This window comes from Granulicella mallensis MP5ACTX8, from assembly GCF_000178955.2.
In the GTDB taxonomy this organism is placed as follows: Bacteria; Acidobacteriota; Terriglobia; order Terriglobales; family Acidobacteriaceae; genus Granulicella; species Granulicella mallensis.
In genome coordinates, this window is record NC_016631.1 from 5,878,989 (window position 1) to 5,897,697 (window position 18,709).

General features: G+C 61.5%; 11 protein-coding genes. 10 read left to right on the forward strand and 1 reads right to left on the reverse strand.

The features are described 5' to 3' along the window. Nucleotides 1-22 precede the first annotated feature (22 nt). The 10 genes from rpe to ACIX8_RS22875 all read left to right on the forward strand — a co-directional run bounded on the left by rpe (nt 23) and on the right by ACIX8_RS22875 (nt 14,639). Nucleotides 23-766, forward strand: a complete 744-nt coding sequence (rpe, locus tag ACIX8_RS22825; RefSeq protein WP_014267764.1) for a ribulose-phosphate 3-epimerase — start codon at nt 23-25, stop codon at nt 764-766. Between the two features lie 157 nt (nt 767-923). Continuing rightward, nucleotides 924-2,759 carry an outer membrane protein assembly factor BamD gene (locus ACIX8_RS22830; protein WP_014267765.1) on the forward strand — a complete coding sequence of 612 codons (1,836 nt, stop codon included), beginning with the start codon at nt 924-926 and terminating at the stop codon, nt 2,757-2,759. A 163-nt stretch (nt 2,760-2,922) separates the two neighbouring features. Beyond that, nucleotides 2,923-5,685, forward strand: coding sequence for a valine--tRNA ligase (locus ACIX8_RS22835; RefSeq protein WP_014267766.1), 2,763 nt, complete (start codon nt 2,923-2,925; stop codon nt 5,683-5,685). A gap of 405 nt (nt 5,686-6,090) precedes the next feature. Further along, nucleotides 6,091-7,473, forward strand: a complete 1,383-nt coding sequence (locus ACIX8_RS22840; RefSeq protein WP_014267767.1) for a metallophosphoesterase family protein — start codon at nt 6,091-6,093, stop codon at nt 7,471-7,473. A 33-nt stretch (nt 7,474-7,506) separates the two neighbouring features. Then, nucleotides 7,507-8,319, forward strand: a complete 813-nt coding sequence (locus ACIX8_RS22845) for a biotin--[acetyl-CoA-carboxylase] ligase (RefSeq protein ID WP_014267768.1) — start codon at nt 7,507-7,509, stop codon at nt 8,317-8,319. Between the two features lie 27 nt (nt 8,320-8,346). Beyond that, nucleotides 8,347-9,144, forward strand: a complete 798-nt coding sequence (locus tag ACIX8_RS22850) for a type III pantothenate kinase (RefSeq protein WP_014267769.1) — start codon at nt 8,347-8,349, stop codon at nt 9,142-9,144. An 83-nt stretch (nt 9,145-9,227) separates the two neighbouring features. Further along, the gene (locus tag ACIX8_RS22855) at nt 9,228-9,932 is read left to right on the forward strand and encodes a hypothetical protein (protein ID WP_014267770.1); all 705 of its coding nucleotides are present in this window, start codon (nt 9,228-9,230) and stop codon (nt 9,930-9,932) included. Continuing rightward, complete coding sequence (rlmD, locus tag ACIX8_RS22860; protein ID WP_014267771.1) at nt 9,932-11,233, forward strand: 23S rRNA (uracil(1939)-C(5))-methyltransferase RlmD; 1,302 nt, start codon at nt 9,932-9,934, stop codon at nt 11,231-11,233. Before ACIX8_RS22855 ends, rlmD begins: the two co-directional genes overlap by 1 nt. A gap of 399 nt (nt 11,234-11,632) precedes the next feature. Further along, the gene (locus ACIX8_RS22870; protein WP_014267772.1) at nt 11,633-14,329 is read left to right on the forward strand and encodes a DNA internalization-related competence protein ComEC/Rec2; all 2,697 of its coding nucleotides are present in this window, start codon (nt 11,633-11,635) and stop codon (nt 14,327-14,329) included. 19 nt (nt 14,330-14,348) lie between these two features. Next, complete coding sequence (locus ACIX8_RS22875; protein WP_014267773.1) at nt 14,349-14,639, forward strand: hypothetical protein; 291 nt, start codon at nt 14,349-14,351, stop codon at nt 14,637-14,639. A gap of 125 nt (nt 14,640-14,764) precedes the next feature. Here ACIX8_RS22875 and ACIX8_RS22880 read toward each other — a convergent pair whose 3' ends face one another. Next, a complete protein-coding gene (locus tag ACIX8_RS22880; RefSeq protein WP_044177355.1) occupies nt 14,765-18,550 on the reverse strand; it encodes a TonB-dependent receptor in 3,786 nt (1,261 codons plus the stop codon). Between the last annotated feature and the right edge of the window lie 159 nt (nt 18,551-18,709).

The following is an 18,709-nucleotide window of genomic DNA, read 5'->3' on the forward strand; positions in this document are numbered from 1 at the left end:
TCCGGCAAGCGGGAGAAACATTGTGATTGAGTTAGCATTTTCGATTCTGGCGGCGGACTTCGCACATCTTGCGGACGAGATCGCGCGCGCCGAGCGTGGCGGCGGCACCATCGTCCACGTCGACGTGATGGACGGCCACTTCGTGCCCAACATTACCTTCGGGCCGCCGGTCGTGAAGGCGATTCGTCCGGTCACCAAACTGCCGCTCGACTGCCACCTGATGATCGAGGACCCCGACCAGTTCATCCCGGCGTTTGCTGAAGCCGGGGCGAATATGGTCAGCGTGCACGTGGAAGTATGCCGCCATCTGAACCGCACCCTGCAGCACATCATCGATCACGGCATGGGCGCGGGCGTCGTCATCAACCCGGCGACGCCGGTGGAGATGCTCATTGAAGTGCTGCCGATGGTGCACCATGTGCTCGTGATGAGTGTGAACCCCGGCTTTGGCGGGCAGAAGTTCCTGCCGCGCTCCGTCGAGCGGATCGCGCATCTGCGCCGCCTGCGGGAGGAGATGGGGCTGAACTTTCGCATCGAGGTCGATGGCGGGGTCGCTCACGATACGGTAGCGAGCGTCGTCGAAGCAGGAGCGGACATGCTCGTGGCCGGCTCGGCGATCTTTGAGAAGGGCAAGACCGAAAAGAATGCCCGTGAGTTCCTGCGGATCGCGCGCAAAGCAGCGGGAGAGAGAACAGCAAGGGTGAAAGCAGCCCCCCTCCCGGGCAAGAAGGCACTCCCCCGCCGGGTTTCCCGGGCGGGCAAATAGGGCAGTTCACAACAGGTATCGGCTGAGAAGAGAGAGGTCTGCCCGGTTTTCTTCCCCTGAAAACCATCCGGCACGGCTCTCCCGAGGCCAGTAACGGTGAAACTGCACTAGAATAAAAGGCAGTCCCGCAGCATCGCTGTGGGCGGATGGAGTTGCAATGCGTACAGGGTTTGGAAGTTTTTTCACGAGCCGCCGGGCTGGATGGATGGCCGGGCTGGCAGTAGCAGCGATGCTGTCCCCGTCTCTCGCCCTTGTGGCCCAGGAAACAGCACCGGCAGCGGCAACGCCGCAGACAACCGAGCCTGCTACGACCGCTCCCGCGCAGGCTACCAGCGGCGACCAGGCGACCAGCGCTACGCTCAGCAATACCCCCGACAAGAAAAAGAAGCACGAGAAGGTGGCCAAGGCCGACCGCGTCAAGCAGGGCAAAGACACCCGTGCGGTGATCAAGCGTGACAGCAAGCTCCAGCCGCAGCTCAGCAAGGACGCACAGCTGCCGGACAAGCAGCTCTACGACAAGGCGCTGGCCCAATCCAAGAGCGGCCACTATGACGTCGCCCGTCTCGACCTGCAGACCCTGTTGAACACCTATCCTGACTCGCAGTACCAGATGCGCGCCAAGCTGGCCGTTGCCGATAGCTTTTACCGCGAAGGCGGTTCAGCCGCCCTGGCCCAGGCCGAGCAGGAATATACCGACTTCATCACCTTCTTCCCGAACGTGCCCGAGGCCGCCGAGGCCCAGATGCGCGTCGGCGACATCTACCTGAAGCAGATGGACGTTCCGGACCGCGACTATACCAAGGCTCTCAAGGCCGAGGAAGCTTACCGCACCATGCTGCGGCAGTATCGCGATGCTCCCCCCAAGTTGCTCGAAGAGGTACGCCAGAAGCTGCGCGAGGTTCAGGAAGTGATGGCCACGCGTGAGGCCGAGCTGGGTGCGTTCTACGCCTCGCATGAGAACTGGGCGGCAACGATCGCTCGCTACCAGACCGTGATTGACCAGTATCCGCAGTACAGCCACATGGACGACGCCCTGATCGGACTCGGCGATGCCTATGCGGCCCAGGCCCATATCATCCGCTCGCAGGCCCTGCCGGAAGCAGCGCGCGCCAAGCTGCTGCAGGAGTATGACGGCAAGGCCGCAACCGCCTACCGGACAGTGGTTCTGGAGCACTCCGCCGCACCGCACGCGGAAGACGCCAAAGAACGGCTCGCAGCCATGAACCTGCCGATTCCGGAACCGACCCCGGAACAGGTAGCGGCCAGCGAAGCCCTCGAAAGCAGCCGTGCGCAATACACGATGTCCCGCCGTCTCCAGTTGCTGATCCTGCATAAGCCGGATACGGTCCCCGCAGCACGCGCCGGCGACCCTCCGCTAGACGATGCGCCGATCACCACGGCTCCGCAGGTCATCAAGCAGATGCTGGCCAGCTATGCGGGCGCGCTCAATCCTGCAGCAGCAGCTGCTGCTGCCGCCGATGCAGCCAAGACTCCCATTACAGCGGCTCCCGGGAGCGACAGCGCGGCTCCAGCCACCACAGCGGAGCCTTCAGCCGCTGCCGCGCCGCCTACCCTCTCCGACGTTCCCGCACCAGGCGAGGCCGCTCACGACAGCACTACGTCCACGATGGAAGCCGCCCCTGCCCGTAGCGGACCCACGGGTACAGGCTTGGGCGTTGAGGTGCTGACGCCTGGAGTGAGCACGTCTCCCGTAAGCAATCTGCCTGCGGCGACGGGAGCTCCCGACCCCAACAACGGACTGCCTACTGCCGGCCCAAAGGACACCGCTGCTCTGCCACCTATCGAGAAGCCAGCCGAGGCTCCCGACCAGGTAAACGAGCTGAAGGGTGCGTCGGCACAACCGGCGGCACAGACGGCGACGACCGGGAAGAACGGAAAGAAGAAGAATCCCAAGCAGCCCTTCGACAAGGATGACGAAAGCTCCAGCACCCACAAGAAGAAGAAGGGTCTGGACAAGCTGAATCCGCTCTAAAAAGCAGAGTGTAGAGGATAGAGTGTAGAGGATAGAGTGTAGAGAGTAGAACGAATAAGGGAGCGGCGCTGAATGATCGTATTCAGCGCCGCTCTTTTGTTTTCTCTATCCTCTACGCTCTATCCCTCTACACTCTGTCCTCCTCCTGCTACGCTTAAAGCTTATGAATCAGGAACTGCCAAAGACATACGATCCGTCGTCGATTGAAGAGAAGTGGGCGAAGTTCTGGGTGGAAGAGCGGCTGTTCGATGTCGCCACACCCGCAGGCGAAGCCGACCCAGACAAGACCTTCGTGCAACTGCTGCCCCCGCCCAACGTTACCGGCCGGCTGCACATGGGGCACATGCTCAACCAGACGGAGATGGACATCCTCACGCGCTGGCACCGCATGCGCGGCGATACCTCAGTGTGGGTTCCGGGCACGGATCACGCGGGCATCGCGACGCAGATGATGGTCGAGCGGCAGCTCGCCGCCGAAGGCACGACGACGCGCCAGCAGCTGGGGCGCGAGGCCTTCACCGAACGCGTCTGGAAGTGGAAGGAACAGTACGGCGGCGCCATCACCGACCAGATGCGGCGGCTCGGCGCGAGCGTCGACTGGTCGCGCGAGTACTTCACGATGGACGAACGCCTGAGCCGTGCCGTGAAGGAGAGCTTCGTGCGCCTGTACGAGCAGGGGCTGATCTATCGCGGAGCGTACATCGTCAACTGGGACCCGCAGATTCAAACTGCGGTCAGCGATCTCGAAGTAGAGTCCGAAGAGCGTGCAGGCTCGCTCTTCCACATTCGCTACGATCTGGCGGATGGCTCCGGCTCCCTCATCATCGCGACCACACGCCCCGAGACCATGCTCGGTGACGTTGCCGTTGCCGTGAATCCCACGGATGAGCGCTATACAGCGTTCCTCGGCAAGAACCTGGTGCTGCCGCTGATGGGCAGAGAGATTCCCGTTGTCGCCGACGACTGGGCTAATCCTGAGTTCGGCACCGGTGCGGTGAAGGTCACACCTGCGCATGACCCGAACGACTTCGCCATCGGCCGGCGGCACAACCTGCCGTCGCCCAACATCATGGACGAGCGGGCGCACATCAAGCTCGAAGGCTCGCCCTACGACGGCCTCGACCGCTTCGAGGCTCGCAAGCGCATCGTCGCCGACCTGGAGGCCGCGGGGCATCTTGTGGCCATCAAGGACCACACCCTGACGCTGCCCGTCTCGCAGCGCACCGGCGCGATCATCGAGCCGCGGCTTTCGATGCAGTGGTTCCTCAAGATCCAGCCGCTCGCCGACAAGGCCATTGAAGCCGTGGACAAGGGCTACATCAAGTTCACGCCCGACAACTACCGCAAGACCTACGGCGAGTGGATGAAGAACATCCACGACTGGTGCATCTCGCGGCAGCTCTGGTGGGGCCATCGCATTCCTGCGTGGCACTGCGGCGATTGCGGCGCGATCAACGTCTCGCGCGAGACGCCCACCGACTGCACGAAGTGCGGCGGCGCAAAGCTGGTGCAGGAGACCGACGTCCTCGATACCTGGTTCTCGTCGGGACTGCTGCCCTTCACCGTCTTCGGCTGGGACGGAAGCGACAAACTCACGCCCGATCTTGCAGCCTTCTATCCGACACAGCTTCTCGTTACGGGCTTCGACATTCTGTTCTTCTGGGTGGCCCGCATGATCATGCTGGGCTGCCACTTCATGCTCGATGTGCCGATGCCTGACGGCTCGCAACGCTCGCTCGCCGATGCCGTGCCCTTTCGCGAGGTCTACATCCACGCGCTGGTGCGCGATGCCGATCGGCAGAAGATGTCCAAGACCAAGGGCAACGTCATCGACCCCATCGAAGTCGTCACGAAGTACGGGACCGATGCGGTCCGGTTCACGCTCGCCTCGCAGGCTTCGCCGGGAACGGACATCGCCTTCAGCGAAGCCCGCACAGAGGGCTATCGCTCGTTTGCAAACAAGATCTGGAACGCCGCACGCTTTCTGCAGATGCAGATCGAACGTGGCCGCGAGGCGGGATACAAGGTCTCGCTGGGAGCGCATGATTCCCTGTCGCTTGAGTTGCCGGAGCAGACGCCGCTCGAGACGCGCTGGATCTTTGCGCGCCTGAGCACGGTGTGCGCGGACGTGGAACGTTCGCTCGCGGACTATCGCTTCGACGAAGCCGCGAACGCCGTCTACCAGTTCTTCTGGGGTGAGTTCTGCGACTGGTATCTGGAGCTCGTGAAGCTGCGGCTTGAATTCACCGGCGAGAAGAACGATGTCACCGCGCTCACGCTCGGCGCGCTGGTCAGCGTGTTCGAGGCAGCGCTGCGGCTGCTTTCGCCCTTCATGCCGTTCATCACCGAAGAGCTCTGGCACGCGCTCTACGCTTCGGTCGGCAATGAGTCACCGGCGAAGTCCATCGCGCTCACACGCTTCCCGCAGGCTGGCGACTTCGCCAACGATGCCCTCAGCGTCGAGGCGATGAACACGCTGCAGGAGCTCATCGTCACGGTTCGCGGGCTGCGCAAAGAGCTCGGCGTACCGGAGAAAGAGGCCACGCCGATTCAGGTCCATGCGAACAACCGCATCTCCGCGTTGGCCGACGCGAACTCCGACATGCTCGCGAGGCTCGCTCGTGTCAGCTCCGTTGAACTGGTGCACGAGGCCCCGACGGGCAATAGCGCGCGTGCCACGGCCAACTTCGATGTAGCGGTGATCTACGAACGCCAGATCGATGTTGCCGCCGAACGAGAGCGTCTGGAGAAGGACCTTGCGAAGTATGACAAGGGCCTGCAGGCGGCTGAACGGCAGTTGAACAACGAGGGCTTTGTGGCGAAGGCTCCGGCACATATCGTCGAAGGGTTGAAGAAGCAGGCCGCCGAAACGCGTGCGTTGAAGGACAAGGCCCAGGCTGCGCTTGACGCGTTGCCAGCGGTCTAACCGAAGATAAAGCCAAGATAGTGTTCTTATCTTGATCCCCCACCGAGGCGTCATCCTGAACGGAGCGCCTCGCCTTTTTTGCGAGGTGCGTAGTCGAAGGACCCCGAGGGGCTTGATCTTGCCCATGGTGTTGGGATCGTCTCCAGCGCGAACGTCCAGGCTCGAGAGCTCGAGGTGGAAAAGGGGCGAAAGGTATGGGCAGGATTGTGGCCCTCGGGGTCCTTCGACTCCGCGTCCCCAAAAGCCGGGACGCTTCGCTCAGGATGACGACTCTGTGGGGGCTAAAGATACTATGAGGATATCTATCCCCTTTTCGTTGCCGAATTTATCGGTTTTTTGTTTTGACTTGCCTGCGGCCTGCCCTTAGCCTGCGAACACTTGTATTCGCGCCGGCGAGGAGTTTCCATGGCAACCGCACGAAGGTCTCAGGCAAAGAAAACCGTTAAGAAAACTGCAGCGGCTGTGGCGAGCACCCTCTCGCCACAGTCCCCCAAGGGCACACCCGCCGGTACGCCGATCTTTGCCGATCCCACCTTTACGCCGGACCCCACGAAGTACAAGGTCGCGCACGCCTCCGACACGCAGGCCTATAAGGAGATGGACGCTCTCATCGCGGCCCACAAGTTTCTTCCGCTGGCGTTTCCCAGCGTTCCGGGCGTCACTGAGCCCGTCCTGAACCTCGCCGATGCCCTCGGGCCTGGCGGTGCGGCCATCGTCTCCAGCATTGAGAGTGCCGGCCAGATGGTGTTTCACTCGGCGGGCGATACCGGTGCGACCCAGGGGCCGAAGACCGAGAACGAAGTAGTGGACAAGATGCTCGCCGACTTCACCGGCGAGGCAGCAGGAGCCGTGCCCCGGTTCTTCTACAATCTCGGTGACATCGTATACAGCTTCGGCGAGCATAAGTACTACTACGACCAGTTCTACGACGCCTACCGAAACTATCCCGCGCCCATCTTTGCCATCCCCGGCAACCACGACGGCATCGTTCTGCCCGCGCCCGCCGGCACCGGCAACCCGGACGATTCACTGAGCGCCTTCCTCGCCAACTTCTGTACGCCGGGCTTCGCGCACTCGACCGACTCCGTAGGCATCTCGCGCACCACGATGATCCAGCCCGGTGTTTACTTCACGCTGGAGGCGCCCTTTGTTCGCATCCTGGGCCTCTACAGCAACATCATGGAGAATCCCGGCGTCATCTCCTCCACCCCCGACCCGAAGAGCGGCAAGCCGAAGTTCCCTAATCTCTCGGACGTCCAGATCGACTACCTGACGGCCGCACTGACTCGTATCAAGAAGCAGAAGTTCACGGGCGCTGTGATCCTCGCCGTCCATCATCCTCCCTATGCCTTCGGCAAGCACTCCGGCTCGATGGTGATGCTGAAGGAGATCGACGCTGTCTGCGCGGCGGTCGGCGTCTGGCCCCACGTTGTTCTCTCAGGACACGCGCATAACTACCAGCGCTTCACCCGCACCCTGGGCTCGCGCCAGATTCCGTTTTACGTCGTCGGCAACGGGGGCCACGGCCTCTCCAAGCTCAACATCGACCCGACGCTGCGCACGCCCATCCCGATGCCGGCCTTCGCACAGCCCGAGCGCAATGACTCCGTCACGCTGAACAGCTACGACTTCAAGAACTACGGCTATCTCCGCATTGTGGTCAATGCAAAGCTGCTGCACCTTGAGTACCACCCGGCCTCAGATGGCACAGACACCAAGACCCCTGACGACTCCGTGACCATCGATCTCGCGACCGGCACACTCACCACCCAGACGATCCAGAGCTGAGCCTGCAGCACGAATCGCTGTAGCATTGAAGATATGGTTTCGGCTGAAGAGTTCAATGTTGCGGAGATCCGCGCCGCGCTGATCGGCACACGCTTTGCCCGCGGGCTTCAACACTTCGCATCCGTCGACTCGACCAATGCCAGGCTGCTCGAAGCGGCGGCCGCGGGCGCTCCTGAAGGCACGGTTTTCGTCGCGGACGAGCAAACCTCGGGTCGCGGACGCGGAGGCCATACGTGGCACTCCACGCCAGGAGACGGCCTGTATGTGAGTATCCTCACCAAACCCGCGCTGCCGCTGCGCGATGCACTCCTGATCTCGCTCGCGACCGGCCTTGCGGCACAACGGGCCATACGAGAGTGCACCGGACTGACCGCCGACATCCGCTGGCCAAACGACCTGCTGCTGGACGGCAAGAAGTGCGTCGGCATCCTCGTCGAAACGGCACTGGAGCGCGACCAGAACGCCGCTCTGCGCTATGCCGTCATCGGTGTGGGGATAAACATCAATCACCCGTCCTTCCCAGAGGAGATCGCTCCTTTGGCGACATCGTTGCGGCTCGCAAGCGGCAAGCCGCTGCAGCGCAGCAGCCTGTTGATCGCGTTGCTGCGAGCTCTTGACCACGAGTTGATGCTGCTGGAAGACATATCGGCTCCACGCGAAAAAGATCTGCTCACCCGGTTTGCGGAAGGCTCTACCTGGGCGCGTGGAAAACGCGTGAAGGTGCCCGAACAGGGCGGATATACTGGCGTAACGGCCGGTCTGAACGAGCATGGGTTTCTGCTCGTCGCAAGCGACGACGGCGTGCTGCGGACGGTGCTCTCGGGCGGCGTTCGCGAGATGGAATAGCACCTCAACCGAGGCGGAAAGGCGACCATGCTACTGGCACTCGATATCGGCAACTCCAATACGGTCGTGGGACTCTTCCGTCTCTCAGAGGGCGAACCGCACGAACTGGTTGCGGACTGGCGCATCACGACTCCTTACAAGCAGACGGCGGACGAGCTGGGAGTGCTGCTGCAGACGCTGTTCTCCATGCGCGGCCTGAAGCCGGACGTCGTCACCGGCATCGCCATCTCTTCCGTCGTGCCGCCGCTCGACTCCAGCCTGCGGCTCGTGTGCGAGATGTACTTCCACATCAAGCCGCTCTTCATCGAGCCCGGCGTCAAGACCGGCCTGCCGATACTGACAGACAATCCCAACGAGGTCGGAGCGGACCGCGTCGTGAACTGCGTCGCCGCCTATGAACTGCTCGGCGGGCCGACCATCGTCGTCGACATGGGCACGGCGACGACCTTCGATGTCGTCTCGAAGAAGGGCGAGTTCCTGGGCGGGGCCATCGCGCCGGGGCTCGGCATCTCCGCCGAGGCGCTGTTCTCTCGCGCCGCGCGGCTGACGCGCGTGGAGATCAAGAAGCCGGCGAAGATCATCGGCACCAGCACTACCGACAACATCCAGATCGGGCTCTACTACGGCTACATCGGACTGGTCGACGGCATCCTGGAGCGGTTTATCGCGGAGCTCGGACCGGAGACCAAGACGATCGCCACCGGCGGCCTCGCCAAGCTGATCGCGGGAGGCTCCAAATACATTGGAGCAGTCGACGAGATGCTCACGCTGAACGGCCTGCGGCTCATCTGGGAACGCAACCAGGAGCGCCATAGAAGACGGTGAGGCAGGGATTAGGGAACAGGGATTAGGGATTAGAGAGCCCTTTGAACCTAATCCCTAATCTCTGTTCCCTAATCCCTGCTTTTATGAATTACTTTCATTATTTTTCGGAGATCGAAGAGCGCTTCAGCCGCAGGCGCGGCTCGTTGTTGATGCTCTCCACGCTGGACTGGGCGTTGATTGAGACCTGGCGCGAGGCCGGGATTCCGCTCGAGGCCGCGTTGCGCGGGATCGACGACGCCTTCGATAAATACGACGCCAAGATGCAGCGGGCCAAGGGACGGATGCGCAAGGTCAATGGCCTGGCATGGTGTGCGCAAGCCGTCATGCAGGCCGCCGAAGACATGGCCGAGGCTGCGACCGGCGCGGTGAAGACGGCACCGCAAGAGACCGTCGAGAGCGGCTTCGAGACAGAGCGCGTCGCTCGCTTCCTCGAGGAGAACGCGAAGGCCGTCGACGCTGCAAAGCCCACTTCGATCGCACTCAGCGAAACCGCGCGACGTTTGCGCGAACTGGCTGAAGTCCTGCGCAGCGCGGCTCCGATGCCTCTGGATGAACTCGACCGCACGCTGACGGTGCTCGAAGAAAAACTCTTCGCAACCCTGATGAGCACAGCTCCCGAGGAAGAGATCGTCGCGTTGCGCGAACAGGCTGATCGCGAGCTTGCGCCATACCGGGCGAAGATGGGCGCGGTGCAGATTCGGCAGATCCAGGCGCAGTTCCTGCAGAAGCGCCTGCTCGAGGCCCGCAGCCTTCCGCGCCTCAGCCTCTTCTACATGGGGCACGAGTGATGGCAGAAACCGTCCGCATCGAGCGAGCTGTCTACGGTGGTGCCGGTCTTGCGCACCGGATCTCGGGCGCAGTGGCCTTTGTGCCCTTCGTGCTGCCGGAAGAGCTTGTCGAGATCGATGCACCTTCAGGAGCGAACGAAGCCGCACTGCAGCGTGTGATTGAGCCTGCGCCCACGCGTATCGAGCCACCCTGCCCGCACTTCGGCCGTTGTGGAGGCTGCCAGTATCAGCACGCAGAGTATGCGACACAGGTTGAGATCAAACGCGACATCCTGAGGGAGACGATGCAGCGCGCAGGTGTCAACACGCTGCCGGAGATCGCAAGCCACACAGGCGAACCGTGGGGTTATCGCAATCGTGTGCGCTTTCGTCTCGGTAAGGTGGAGGGTTTGTTTCGCGTTGGGTATAGCGTTCGCGGAACCAACGCATTCCTTCCCATTACGCAATGCCCTATCGCCGCACCCTTGTTATGGAAGGCTGCCGTTGCTCTCCTGCAGCTTTCCGAAAACAACATTGAAGCTAAGCTGTGGCTCGAGGCTGCGAATGAAGTTGAGTTCTTCTGCAACGCCGATCTTTCGCGTCTGCAGATGACGCTGCTGTGTGCACGCGCGAAGCCTGCGAAGAAGAACAGCTTCGCACGACTGTGCGAGGCCTTGCAGCAGGGCGTGCCGGAGCTCTCGGGGGCTGGCGTTCTTACGGGCGATGCTCGTGGGGGGAATACGAACTTCACAGAGGGTTGGGGAATCGCGGGGCTTGCGTATCGTGTTGCCGATGAAAACTACTGGGTCAGCCGTGGCGGTTTCTTTCAGGTCAATCGCTTCCTTGTAGAGAAACTGTTACCTCTCGTCTGCGTCGGACGCAGCGGCGATATTGCCTGGGACCTGTTTGCCGGTGTCGGGCTTTTCTCGCGGGTGCTGGCGCGTAGCTTCGCGCAGGTGACTGCCGTCGAAGCTAATCCCTCTGCGGCGAATGATCTTCGCATCAGTCTCGGCAAGCTTGGCTCGCAGCACCGATCCGTACAGGCTTCGACACTGGAGTTTCTGCGTGGCGCTGTTGTGCAGAGAGAACGGCCTGCTTTGATCGTGCTCGATCCGCCTCGTGCGGGCGCGGGAGTGGAGGCTTGTGAGCTGCTGCTGAAGCTCGCTGCGCCTGCCGTGGTCTATGTCTCGTGCGATCCGACAACGCTGGCTCGCGATTTAGTTGTGTTGCAACGGGACTATCGTATTGCGGAGATACATCTGGTCGATCTCTTTCCCCAGACCTTTCATCTGGAGACTGTTGTGATGCTGGCACGCAGGTAGGACGTGCCACGACAGTTCTTGCCTTTGCTTTTCTGGCTTGTCATTCCGAGCGCAGCGAGCGAACCTGCTGTCTCCCGTTCTTTGCCTATATCGCCACAGATGTTTGCGTACCAGAACAATCTCCTTCTGGCTTCGCTACTACTTTTGGGGCCGCATGAGCGAAAAACGGGAGACAGCAGGTTCGCTCGCTACGCTCGGAATGACAAGCCAGAAAAACAAAGGCAAGAACAAAAGCAAAAACAAGAACAAAAGCAGGGGCACCTTACCCTTCAGGGCTGTTTTTATGCGAACTTCTCTGCTTCCCCCCCTATCAAATAACCAGAGAACCGCTTTAATGGCACACTGGGCAGAACTCAGTCGTCGCCTCTCATGCGGGTCATAGGTACTTCAGGTTTCTGGATGGACTCCGCTCCGGCGGTCGAAGCGCTGCGCTTTCGCAGGATGCCTCTGCTGGCTGCCGTGCTTTGTTTCGCGCTCGGAGACATACTCTCCCGAAGCTGGCATGCTCCCGTTCTGCTTGCTGGATCGACCGCGTTATTACTGCTGCTCGCTGTCCTCAGCCAATGGCGCGCCAACCGCATCGCCATTGTTCCCGCGCTCGCGCTATGGATCGTTGCCGGCTGCTGGTGCGCGCAGATACAACCCGCGATTCCGCCGCAGACAGCGCTCATCCCCTACGCCGATGGCCTGAGCCGCATCGTGCGTGGGCGTGTGGTGCGGGTGCGCCTGCTGCACGAGACACAACAGAACGACGCTGCCCCACAACAGCCGCAGGAACCGTGGCGCATGGAACCCGGCGCGTGGGAGGCCGACAACGAACATCCGTTGGAGTCCGTCGATCTGGATGTACAGGCCATCGAAGATGTAACGCCGGACACCTCCACCATGCGGCCACTGCAAGGCGGAGTGCGCGTGACGATCACTGGCGATGCGCCGGTGCTGGCCTGTGGCGACGTGCTGGAACTGCCGCTGCGCTTGCGCGTGCCGGACACCTATCGCGATCCCGGCGCATGGTCGCACGCAGCGGCGTTGCTTGGCGAAGGCATCGCTGTGCAATCCAGTGTGAAGGCCGCGCGTGTGCACAAAACCGGAGCCGCGACTCGTGACTGGCGATGCCGCCTCTATGCCGCGCAGTCATGGGCGGCGAGCCGCATCGACATGCTCGTACACTCCCGCGCCAATCGCCTGCTGCCCGCAGCCGCACACCTCAGCGCGGAAGATGCCGCGATCCTGAACGCAATGCTCTTCGGCGACCGTGGACGGCTGAGTCAGACGCTTCGCGCAGGCTTTGAACGGACCGGCACCTTTCATCTCTTCGTGGTCTCGGGATTGCATATCGTCCTGCTGTCAGGAGTGCTCTTCTGGATTCTCCGCAAACTGCGCACTCCGGAAGGCATAGCCGTTGCAACGACCATCGTTGCGGCGACAGGCTACGCACTGCTCACCGGCTTTGGCGTTCCGGTGCAGCGCGCGCTTGGGATGACGGCGGTGTATCTGCTCGCGCGCTGGCTGGCCCGCGAGAGCGGCGCGCTCAATGCGCTGGGCGTGGCAGGGCTCGCCGTACTCGTGTTCGATCCGCGCGCTCTATTCGAGGCAGGTTTCCAGATGACCTTCCTCGTCATCCTTGCCATCGCAGGACTTGCGTTGCCGTTGAGCGACCGCCTGCTGCACTCCTGGAAGCGCGCCACACATAATCTCTGGCTCGTGCGGCTCGATGCCTTTCTGCCGCCGCAAGTCGCGCAGCTTCGCGTTCGCCTGCGCATGTTCGGCGTGCTCTTTGCGCAACTGCTCGGCAAAGGCGCACGTGATCTGCCGCTGTGGCTGTTGCTCGCTGTGACCTGGGCCTGCGAAGCGTTTTTGATCGGTATCGTGGTAGAGCTCTGCATGGTATTGCCGATGGCCGTCTACTTCCATCGCGCCACGCTGCTGGCGCTGCCGCTGAATCTCATCTCTGTACCGCTGATCACAGTGCTGATCTGCGTTGCGGTTCTCACGTTCTGCGTGGCCCTTTTGAACAGTTGGCTGGCGATGATTCCCGGCGCGATCACCGCTCTGCTCCTGCATACCGTGCGAGCCCTGGTGGAGCACCTCGGCCACATCGCCCTCGCCGATCTGCGCGTGCCGATGCCAGCCCCTGCGGCGATCGCGCTGGCCTGTGCCGCTCTCGTCTTCTGCTGCTGGGCCCTGCGTGCTCGACAGAGGATGTGGCAGTGGGTCGGCGTTGCCGCCATGGCCGTGATTCCACTGGCAGTGCTGCTGCCGGAGCCGCCGTTGCTGCATCGCGGCGTGCTGGAGGTTACCGCGCTCGACGTTGGCCAGGGCGACTCGCTGCTGGTCGTCTCTCCTGAGGGCCGGACGCTGCTCGTCGATGCAGGCGGTCCGGTCGGGCAGCAGGTGCCGTCTCCGGACCGATGGGATATTGGCGAAGAGGTCGTCGCGCCTTATCTTTGGTCGCGGCGCATTCGCCGTCTCGATGCCATACTGCTGACGCACGCGCACAGCGATCACATGGGCGGCATGCCGGCGGTGCTGCGCGATCTGCGTCCGCACGAACTCTGGCTCAGCGTGCAGCCGGGCAAGTCGCCAGGACTCCACGCCTTGCTCGAAGAGGCACAGGACCTCGGCATCACCGTACGCTGGTTTCGCGCGGGCTACGCCTTCAATTGGGGAGGCCTGCACACCAGCGTGCTCGCTCCCGAAGCGAGCTATGAGAATCCCCGTGAGGCCGTGAACAACGACTCTTTAGTGATGCGCCTGGACTTCAACAAAGCCAGCGTCCTGCTCGAAGGCGATGCCGAAGCACCGAGCGAAGCGGCGATGGTGGAGCATGGACGCGTCGCGCCGGCGACCCTGTTGAAGGTCGGCCACCATGGCAGCAATACTTCGACGACGCCGGCGTTTCTGGCCGCCGTCGCGCCGCGCGAGGCCGTCATCAGCGTCGGTCGATACAACACCTTCGGGCATCCACGCTTTGAGGTGCTCGGCCGCCTCGAAGCCGCACACGTCAAAACCTTCCGCACCGACCGCGCGGGCGCGGAGACGTTCCTGCTGACGAGCGAGGGTGGAATCTCCGCTGGTACCGCCGCATCTTATTAAGAAGGCGAAAGGAGCTACTATGCAAAAAGATATGGGAGCGACAGGAGTCACACCGAATCCCGCGAAGCCTCTGCCAACGCCGGAAGCGCTCGAAGAGCAGCGCCTGATCCGACGGATGCAGATGATGATGAACATGGTGATGCAGGTGATCGCGCAGGACTCCACCCTGACCATCGACGACGCCTCGCAGATGATCGCCGACGCACGCTCCGCGGCGCTTGCGATGTTCCCCGGCAAAGAGCTGGCCTACGACTTGATCTGGAAGCCGCGCTTTCAACGGCTGATGCGCGAGCGCTTCCTGATTATGTAATTGGCACGAGGCTACAGAGACTCAAAGCACCACTAAAGTGAGGCGCCGAGTTACGAGATATGAGTTGCGAGATACGAGTTATCCCTCGCCTCTCGCAACTCACATCTCGCAACTCGGGGCTGCAATCAGAACTCGATGCGGCCAGAAAGCTGCGCCGAGCGGCTCTTGTTTGCCTGGGCATTGACCTGCCCGAAGCTTGCGTTTCCATACACCGCACTCGCCACAGAGAACTGAGTGTGGTTCGTTACGTTGTAGAGGTCGGCCTGAATGTTGAACCTGGACGAGTTCAGGATGTGCAGGTTGAAGCTGCGGCGCAGGCTGATATCCAGGTTGTTGTTGCCGGGACCGTAGATGTCATACGGAGCCGTGCGGGGTGCGTTGCCGAATTGATAGGCGTTGTTGCCGGTGAAAGCAGTCGAATCGATATAGCTCTTGCTGACGCTCGAGGTCGCCCCCTGGCCCCACTTGCCGTTGATGCGGGCGCGGCCAATGAAGGCAGGGTTAAGGTTCGGCATGCAGGCGCCTGCGGGAGAGCTAAAGGAGCTCTGCGCGGGATTGGTCGCGCAGACGGACGAGGTGATCGCCAGAGGCGAGCCGGAGTAGGCCTGGAAGATAGTCGAAAACTTCAAGCCTCCCAGTACAGCGCGTTCCCACGCTTGATTGGCAAGGATCTGACGTCCGATCGGCAAGTCCCATACGCCCGTGATCACAACGTGCTGGGGCTGGCTCGATGTTGATACCGAACGATCCATCCGGCCTATGGCGTAGGCTTTGCCGTTGCCTGAAGCAAACGCCGGGATGGCATAACCGGAGCGGAACGTGCCGGCATCGTCGATGGAGCGAGACCAGGTGTAGTTCGCCATAAACGTGATGCCGTGCGTCGGCCGCATGTTGAACGACATCTGCAGCGAGTGGTAGTTGGAGTTCGCCACGTTCCCGTAAGGATCGCTGACGTTCTGGAACGGGAATGGATGCAGCAGCGTCGCAACGCTCTGGCTGGTGTTGAACTTCGTGTAGTACGAAGGGCAGTCGCCGGAGGTAGCGCAGAACGTCGTCTCCGCCGCTCCTGTCAGGTTCAGGCTCGAACCCAGCGCGAGATACTTTGGATCGAGCTGATCGGCCCAGAAACCGCGAGCGTTGCTTCCATCGGCCTGCAGGAAGTGGCCTTGCGATCCGACATAGGTGATCGTCGAGGTGAAGGCATCGGTCCACTGATGCTGAAAGCCGAAGCTCCAGTTGATGTACTGGGGAGCACGACCGCCCAGGTAGGGATCAGCATAGCCCTGGCTGCTGGAAGGTGTCCCAGTATATCCAGCGACCGTGGTGTAGCCCGTTCCATAGGCTGGGCCGGAGGCGCGCCCTGCAGCTGGAGTGCTCATTCCAGCAGGCACCGCCATGTTCGAACCCATCAGAGGAAAGGTCGACAGGAGCTGGCCGTTCGCTGAGAACGACGGAGCAGCCGAGAACCCAAGAGCGTTGGATGCCATGCCCGTTTGTGAAGCCGTGCCTCCGCCGACGCCGTTGCCGTGCGTATACATCACGCCGTAGCTGGCGCGGACAACCGTCTTCGGATCGACCTGGTAAGCGAGTCCGATGCGCGGCCCGATGTTCTTGAAGTAGGTGTTCACCGGGGTCTGGCAGTTACAGGTGTTCGCGCCATCTCCGGCATATTGCAGAGCGCCGTTGATACCCGTTACCGGGTTTGGAAGATTCGGATTGAAGAAGCTCATGAAGCCATGGTTCTCTCTGACGGAGGGGAAGATATCCCAACGCAGGCCCAGGTCGAGCGTGAGTTTGTCGGTTACCTTCCAGTTGTCCTGAACATAGGGCGAGTAGGCCCGGAAGCGGGAGCCATACGACTGGTCCAGATACTGCGTGAGGCTTCCCTTATCGATCTGGCCGACCAGGAAGCTGGCATACGCCGCTCCTGTATTGGCGGCCGCCGCATACTTCGGTGAAGTATTGCTCGAGGCTGTAATCTGGGCTGTCTCCGTAACGGAAGCGGCCAGGGTCAAAGGAGTGCTTCCCCCCGTTGCCGGAGTCACGTTGTAGAGCAGCCAGGCGATCTGTCCGCCAAAGGTCACGGTATGCTTCCCGGCAACCCACTGGATGTTATCGACAAGGGTGTAGTTCTGCGCGATCGTCCCGTTGGGAGTAGAACCGCTCCAACCGGTCGGGGCATTGGTGCCGCTGAAGGTAACAAAGGGAAATGCGGTCTGCGCAGGCCCTGAGGGCAGTCCGGTGAACCCGAGCGCGGAGGCAGAGTATTGAGGAAGCTGGTCGGCGTCAAAGGTGGGACCGTTATAACGCGCGTAGCCATACTTGAACTGATTGACGAGGTGCGGCGTAAAGGTGTGCGTCTCTTCGATGATGCCGACCGCCGTCTTGGGTGCGTAGGCCTGGCCATAGTTGTACGGCACGCCTGCAACGTTGCGGCCTGAACCCTGCGCCTGTCCGACGGGGAAGGAGCTGGCCTGACGGCCAATCGCCGCCATGAGCGTCAACTGGTCTTTCTGAGTGGTGTAGTCGATACGCTCAGTCGTCGACCAGTTGTTCAGTGCCGTTGCGTTGGGGGCATAGTAGTTGTTCTGAAGGTTCTGGTTGGTGAGTTGCGGTATAAATTGCTGCAGCGCGAGCGCGGCCTGCGAGAACTGCGAGGCAGGGATTACATCCGGTGTGCCGGTGAGAATCGGATTGCCCCCAGGGCCGGGGGTTCCGGCATACGAGTAGCCATAACGGTAGCGGCAGGGGCCATTGGTGCTGTTGGCCGTACAGGCAGCCTGCGAGTTCGGGTCCCAGACGCCGCCCGGAATCACTCCCGTAAAGTTGCCGTTCTGTTGTGCAAACGTCGGGAAAGTGACAGGAGTTGGCGTGGTGCTGGAGTAGCGATAGCCGTTGTAGTTACCGAAGAAGAAGAGCTTGTCCTTCCAGGTGCCGAAGGGAACCAGCGGACCGCCGAAGTTGATTCCATACTCGTTCTGGTGCTCGATCGGCTTCGCAGGCAGCCCGGTCAGCGGGTTGTTCGCGCGGTAGAAGCCCCAGGTATCGAGCGCCGTGTTGCGGAAGAACTCGTACACCGCGCCATGCCATTTATTCGCACCCTGCTTGATGGTGTAGTTCTGAATGCCCTGGCCTTCATAGATCGCCGAGTAGCCGTTGGTCTGTACCTGGAACTGGTTTACGGCATCCACCGAGATCGCCGTCCAGATATAGCGCGGGTCGCCGTTACCACCGGCGCGCACGAAAGGCAGACCGTCGATGTACACGGCAGTGACACCACCACGGCTTCCGGAGCCGTTGACAATACCGGTGTTCGTGGTGGGATTGCCGGTCGTATTATTGCCCTGCACACCGGGCATGAGGAAGGCGAAGTCGGTCGCGCGGCGCTGGTCAGGCTGGCCGTAAGCGCCCATCTCGATCGGTAGCGCGGCATACATGTCCTGCTCCATGGTCGCGCCCAGCGTGGCATTGGTGGTCTCAAGCTGGGGAGGAGCCGCCGTGATGGTGACACTCTGATCGGAGGCACCCACCGTCAGCTTCGGGTTGAGGCTTACCGTCTCCAGTGCGTTGACGTGCACATCCTCCTGTCTCAACTTCTCGAAGCCCTTGGCGGTGACGGTGACGGTATAAACGCCGGGATCAAGTGTCGAGACACTGAAGTCTCCCGCGGAGGTGCTCGTCGTTGTCGTGGAGATTCCGGTCGCGCCATTGGTCATCACAACCGTCGCGTCGGGAATAGCCGCTCCGCTGGCATCGAAGACCGTGCCTGTGATCGCGCCCTTACCGGCCAACTGCGCATGGGCTGCTCCACTCGCCACCAATAAAACAGTAAGACAGAAAACGATAAGCCTCAGGCTCAGGGATGCTCTAAGAACTTTGGAGATCGTGCGCGTCGACAGTATGCGGTTCATGGGACTCCTCAAATTGCTGCGAAAACTCGTGATCATCCAAGCCTCTACCCTTTCTTTTGCCGGTGAAAAAGAGTGGGTTGGATGTGCGACGAGAAGTATCCTCTCCCCTATCAAAAGCTGTCAAGTCGGAAATGTTCGCTGTCATACAGAAGGTTGATA

Coding starts and splice junctions, on each gene's coding strand:
- ACIX8_RS22830 (WP_014267765.1), top strand. CDS start 924: ATGCGTACAGGGTTTGGAAGTTTTTTCACGAGCCGCCGGGCTGGATGG.
- ACIX8_RS22835 (WP_014267766.1), top strand. CDS start 2,923: ATGAATCAGGAACTGCCAAAGACATACGATCCGTCGTCGATTGAAGAG.
- ACIX8_RS22840 (WP_014267767.1), top strand. CDS start 6,091: ATGGCAACCGCACGAAGGTCTCAGGCAAAGAAAACCGTTAAGAAAACT.
- ACIX8_RS22845 (WP_014267768.1), top strand. CDS start 7,507: ATGGTTTCGGCTGAAGAGTTCAATGTTGCGGAGATCCGCGCCGCGCTG.
- ACIX8_RS22850 (WP_014267769.1), top strand. CDS start 8,347: ATGCTACTGGCACTCGATATCGGCAACTCCAATACGGTCGTGGGACTC.
- ACIX8_RS22855 (WP_014267770.1), top strand. CDS start 9,228: ATGAATTACTTTCATTATTTTTCGGAGATCGAAGAGCGCTTCAGCCGC.
- rlmD (WP_014267771.1), top strand. CDS start 9,932: ATGGCAGAAACCGTCCGCATCGAGCGAGCTGTCTACGGTGGTGCCGGT.
- ACIX8_RS22870 (WP_014267772.1), top strand. CDS start 11,633: ATGGACTCCGCTCCGGCGGTCGAAGCGCTGCGCTTTCGCAGGATGCCT.
- ACIX8_RS22875 (WP_014267773.1), top strand. CDS start 14,349: ATGCAAAAAGATATGGGAGCGACAGGAGTCACACCGAATCCCGCGAAG.
- ACIX8_RS22880 (WP_044177355.1), bottom strand. CDS start 18,550: ATGAACCGCATACTGTCGACGCGCACGATCTCCAAAGTTCTTAGAGCA.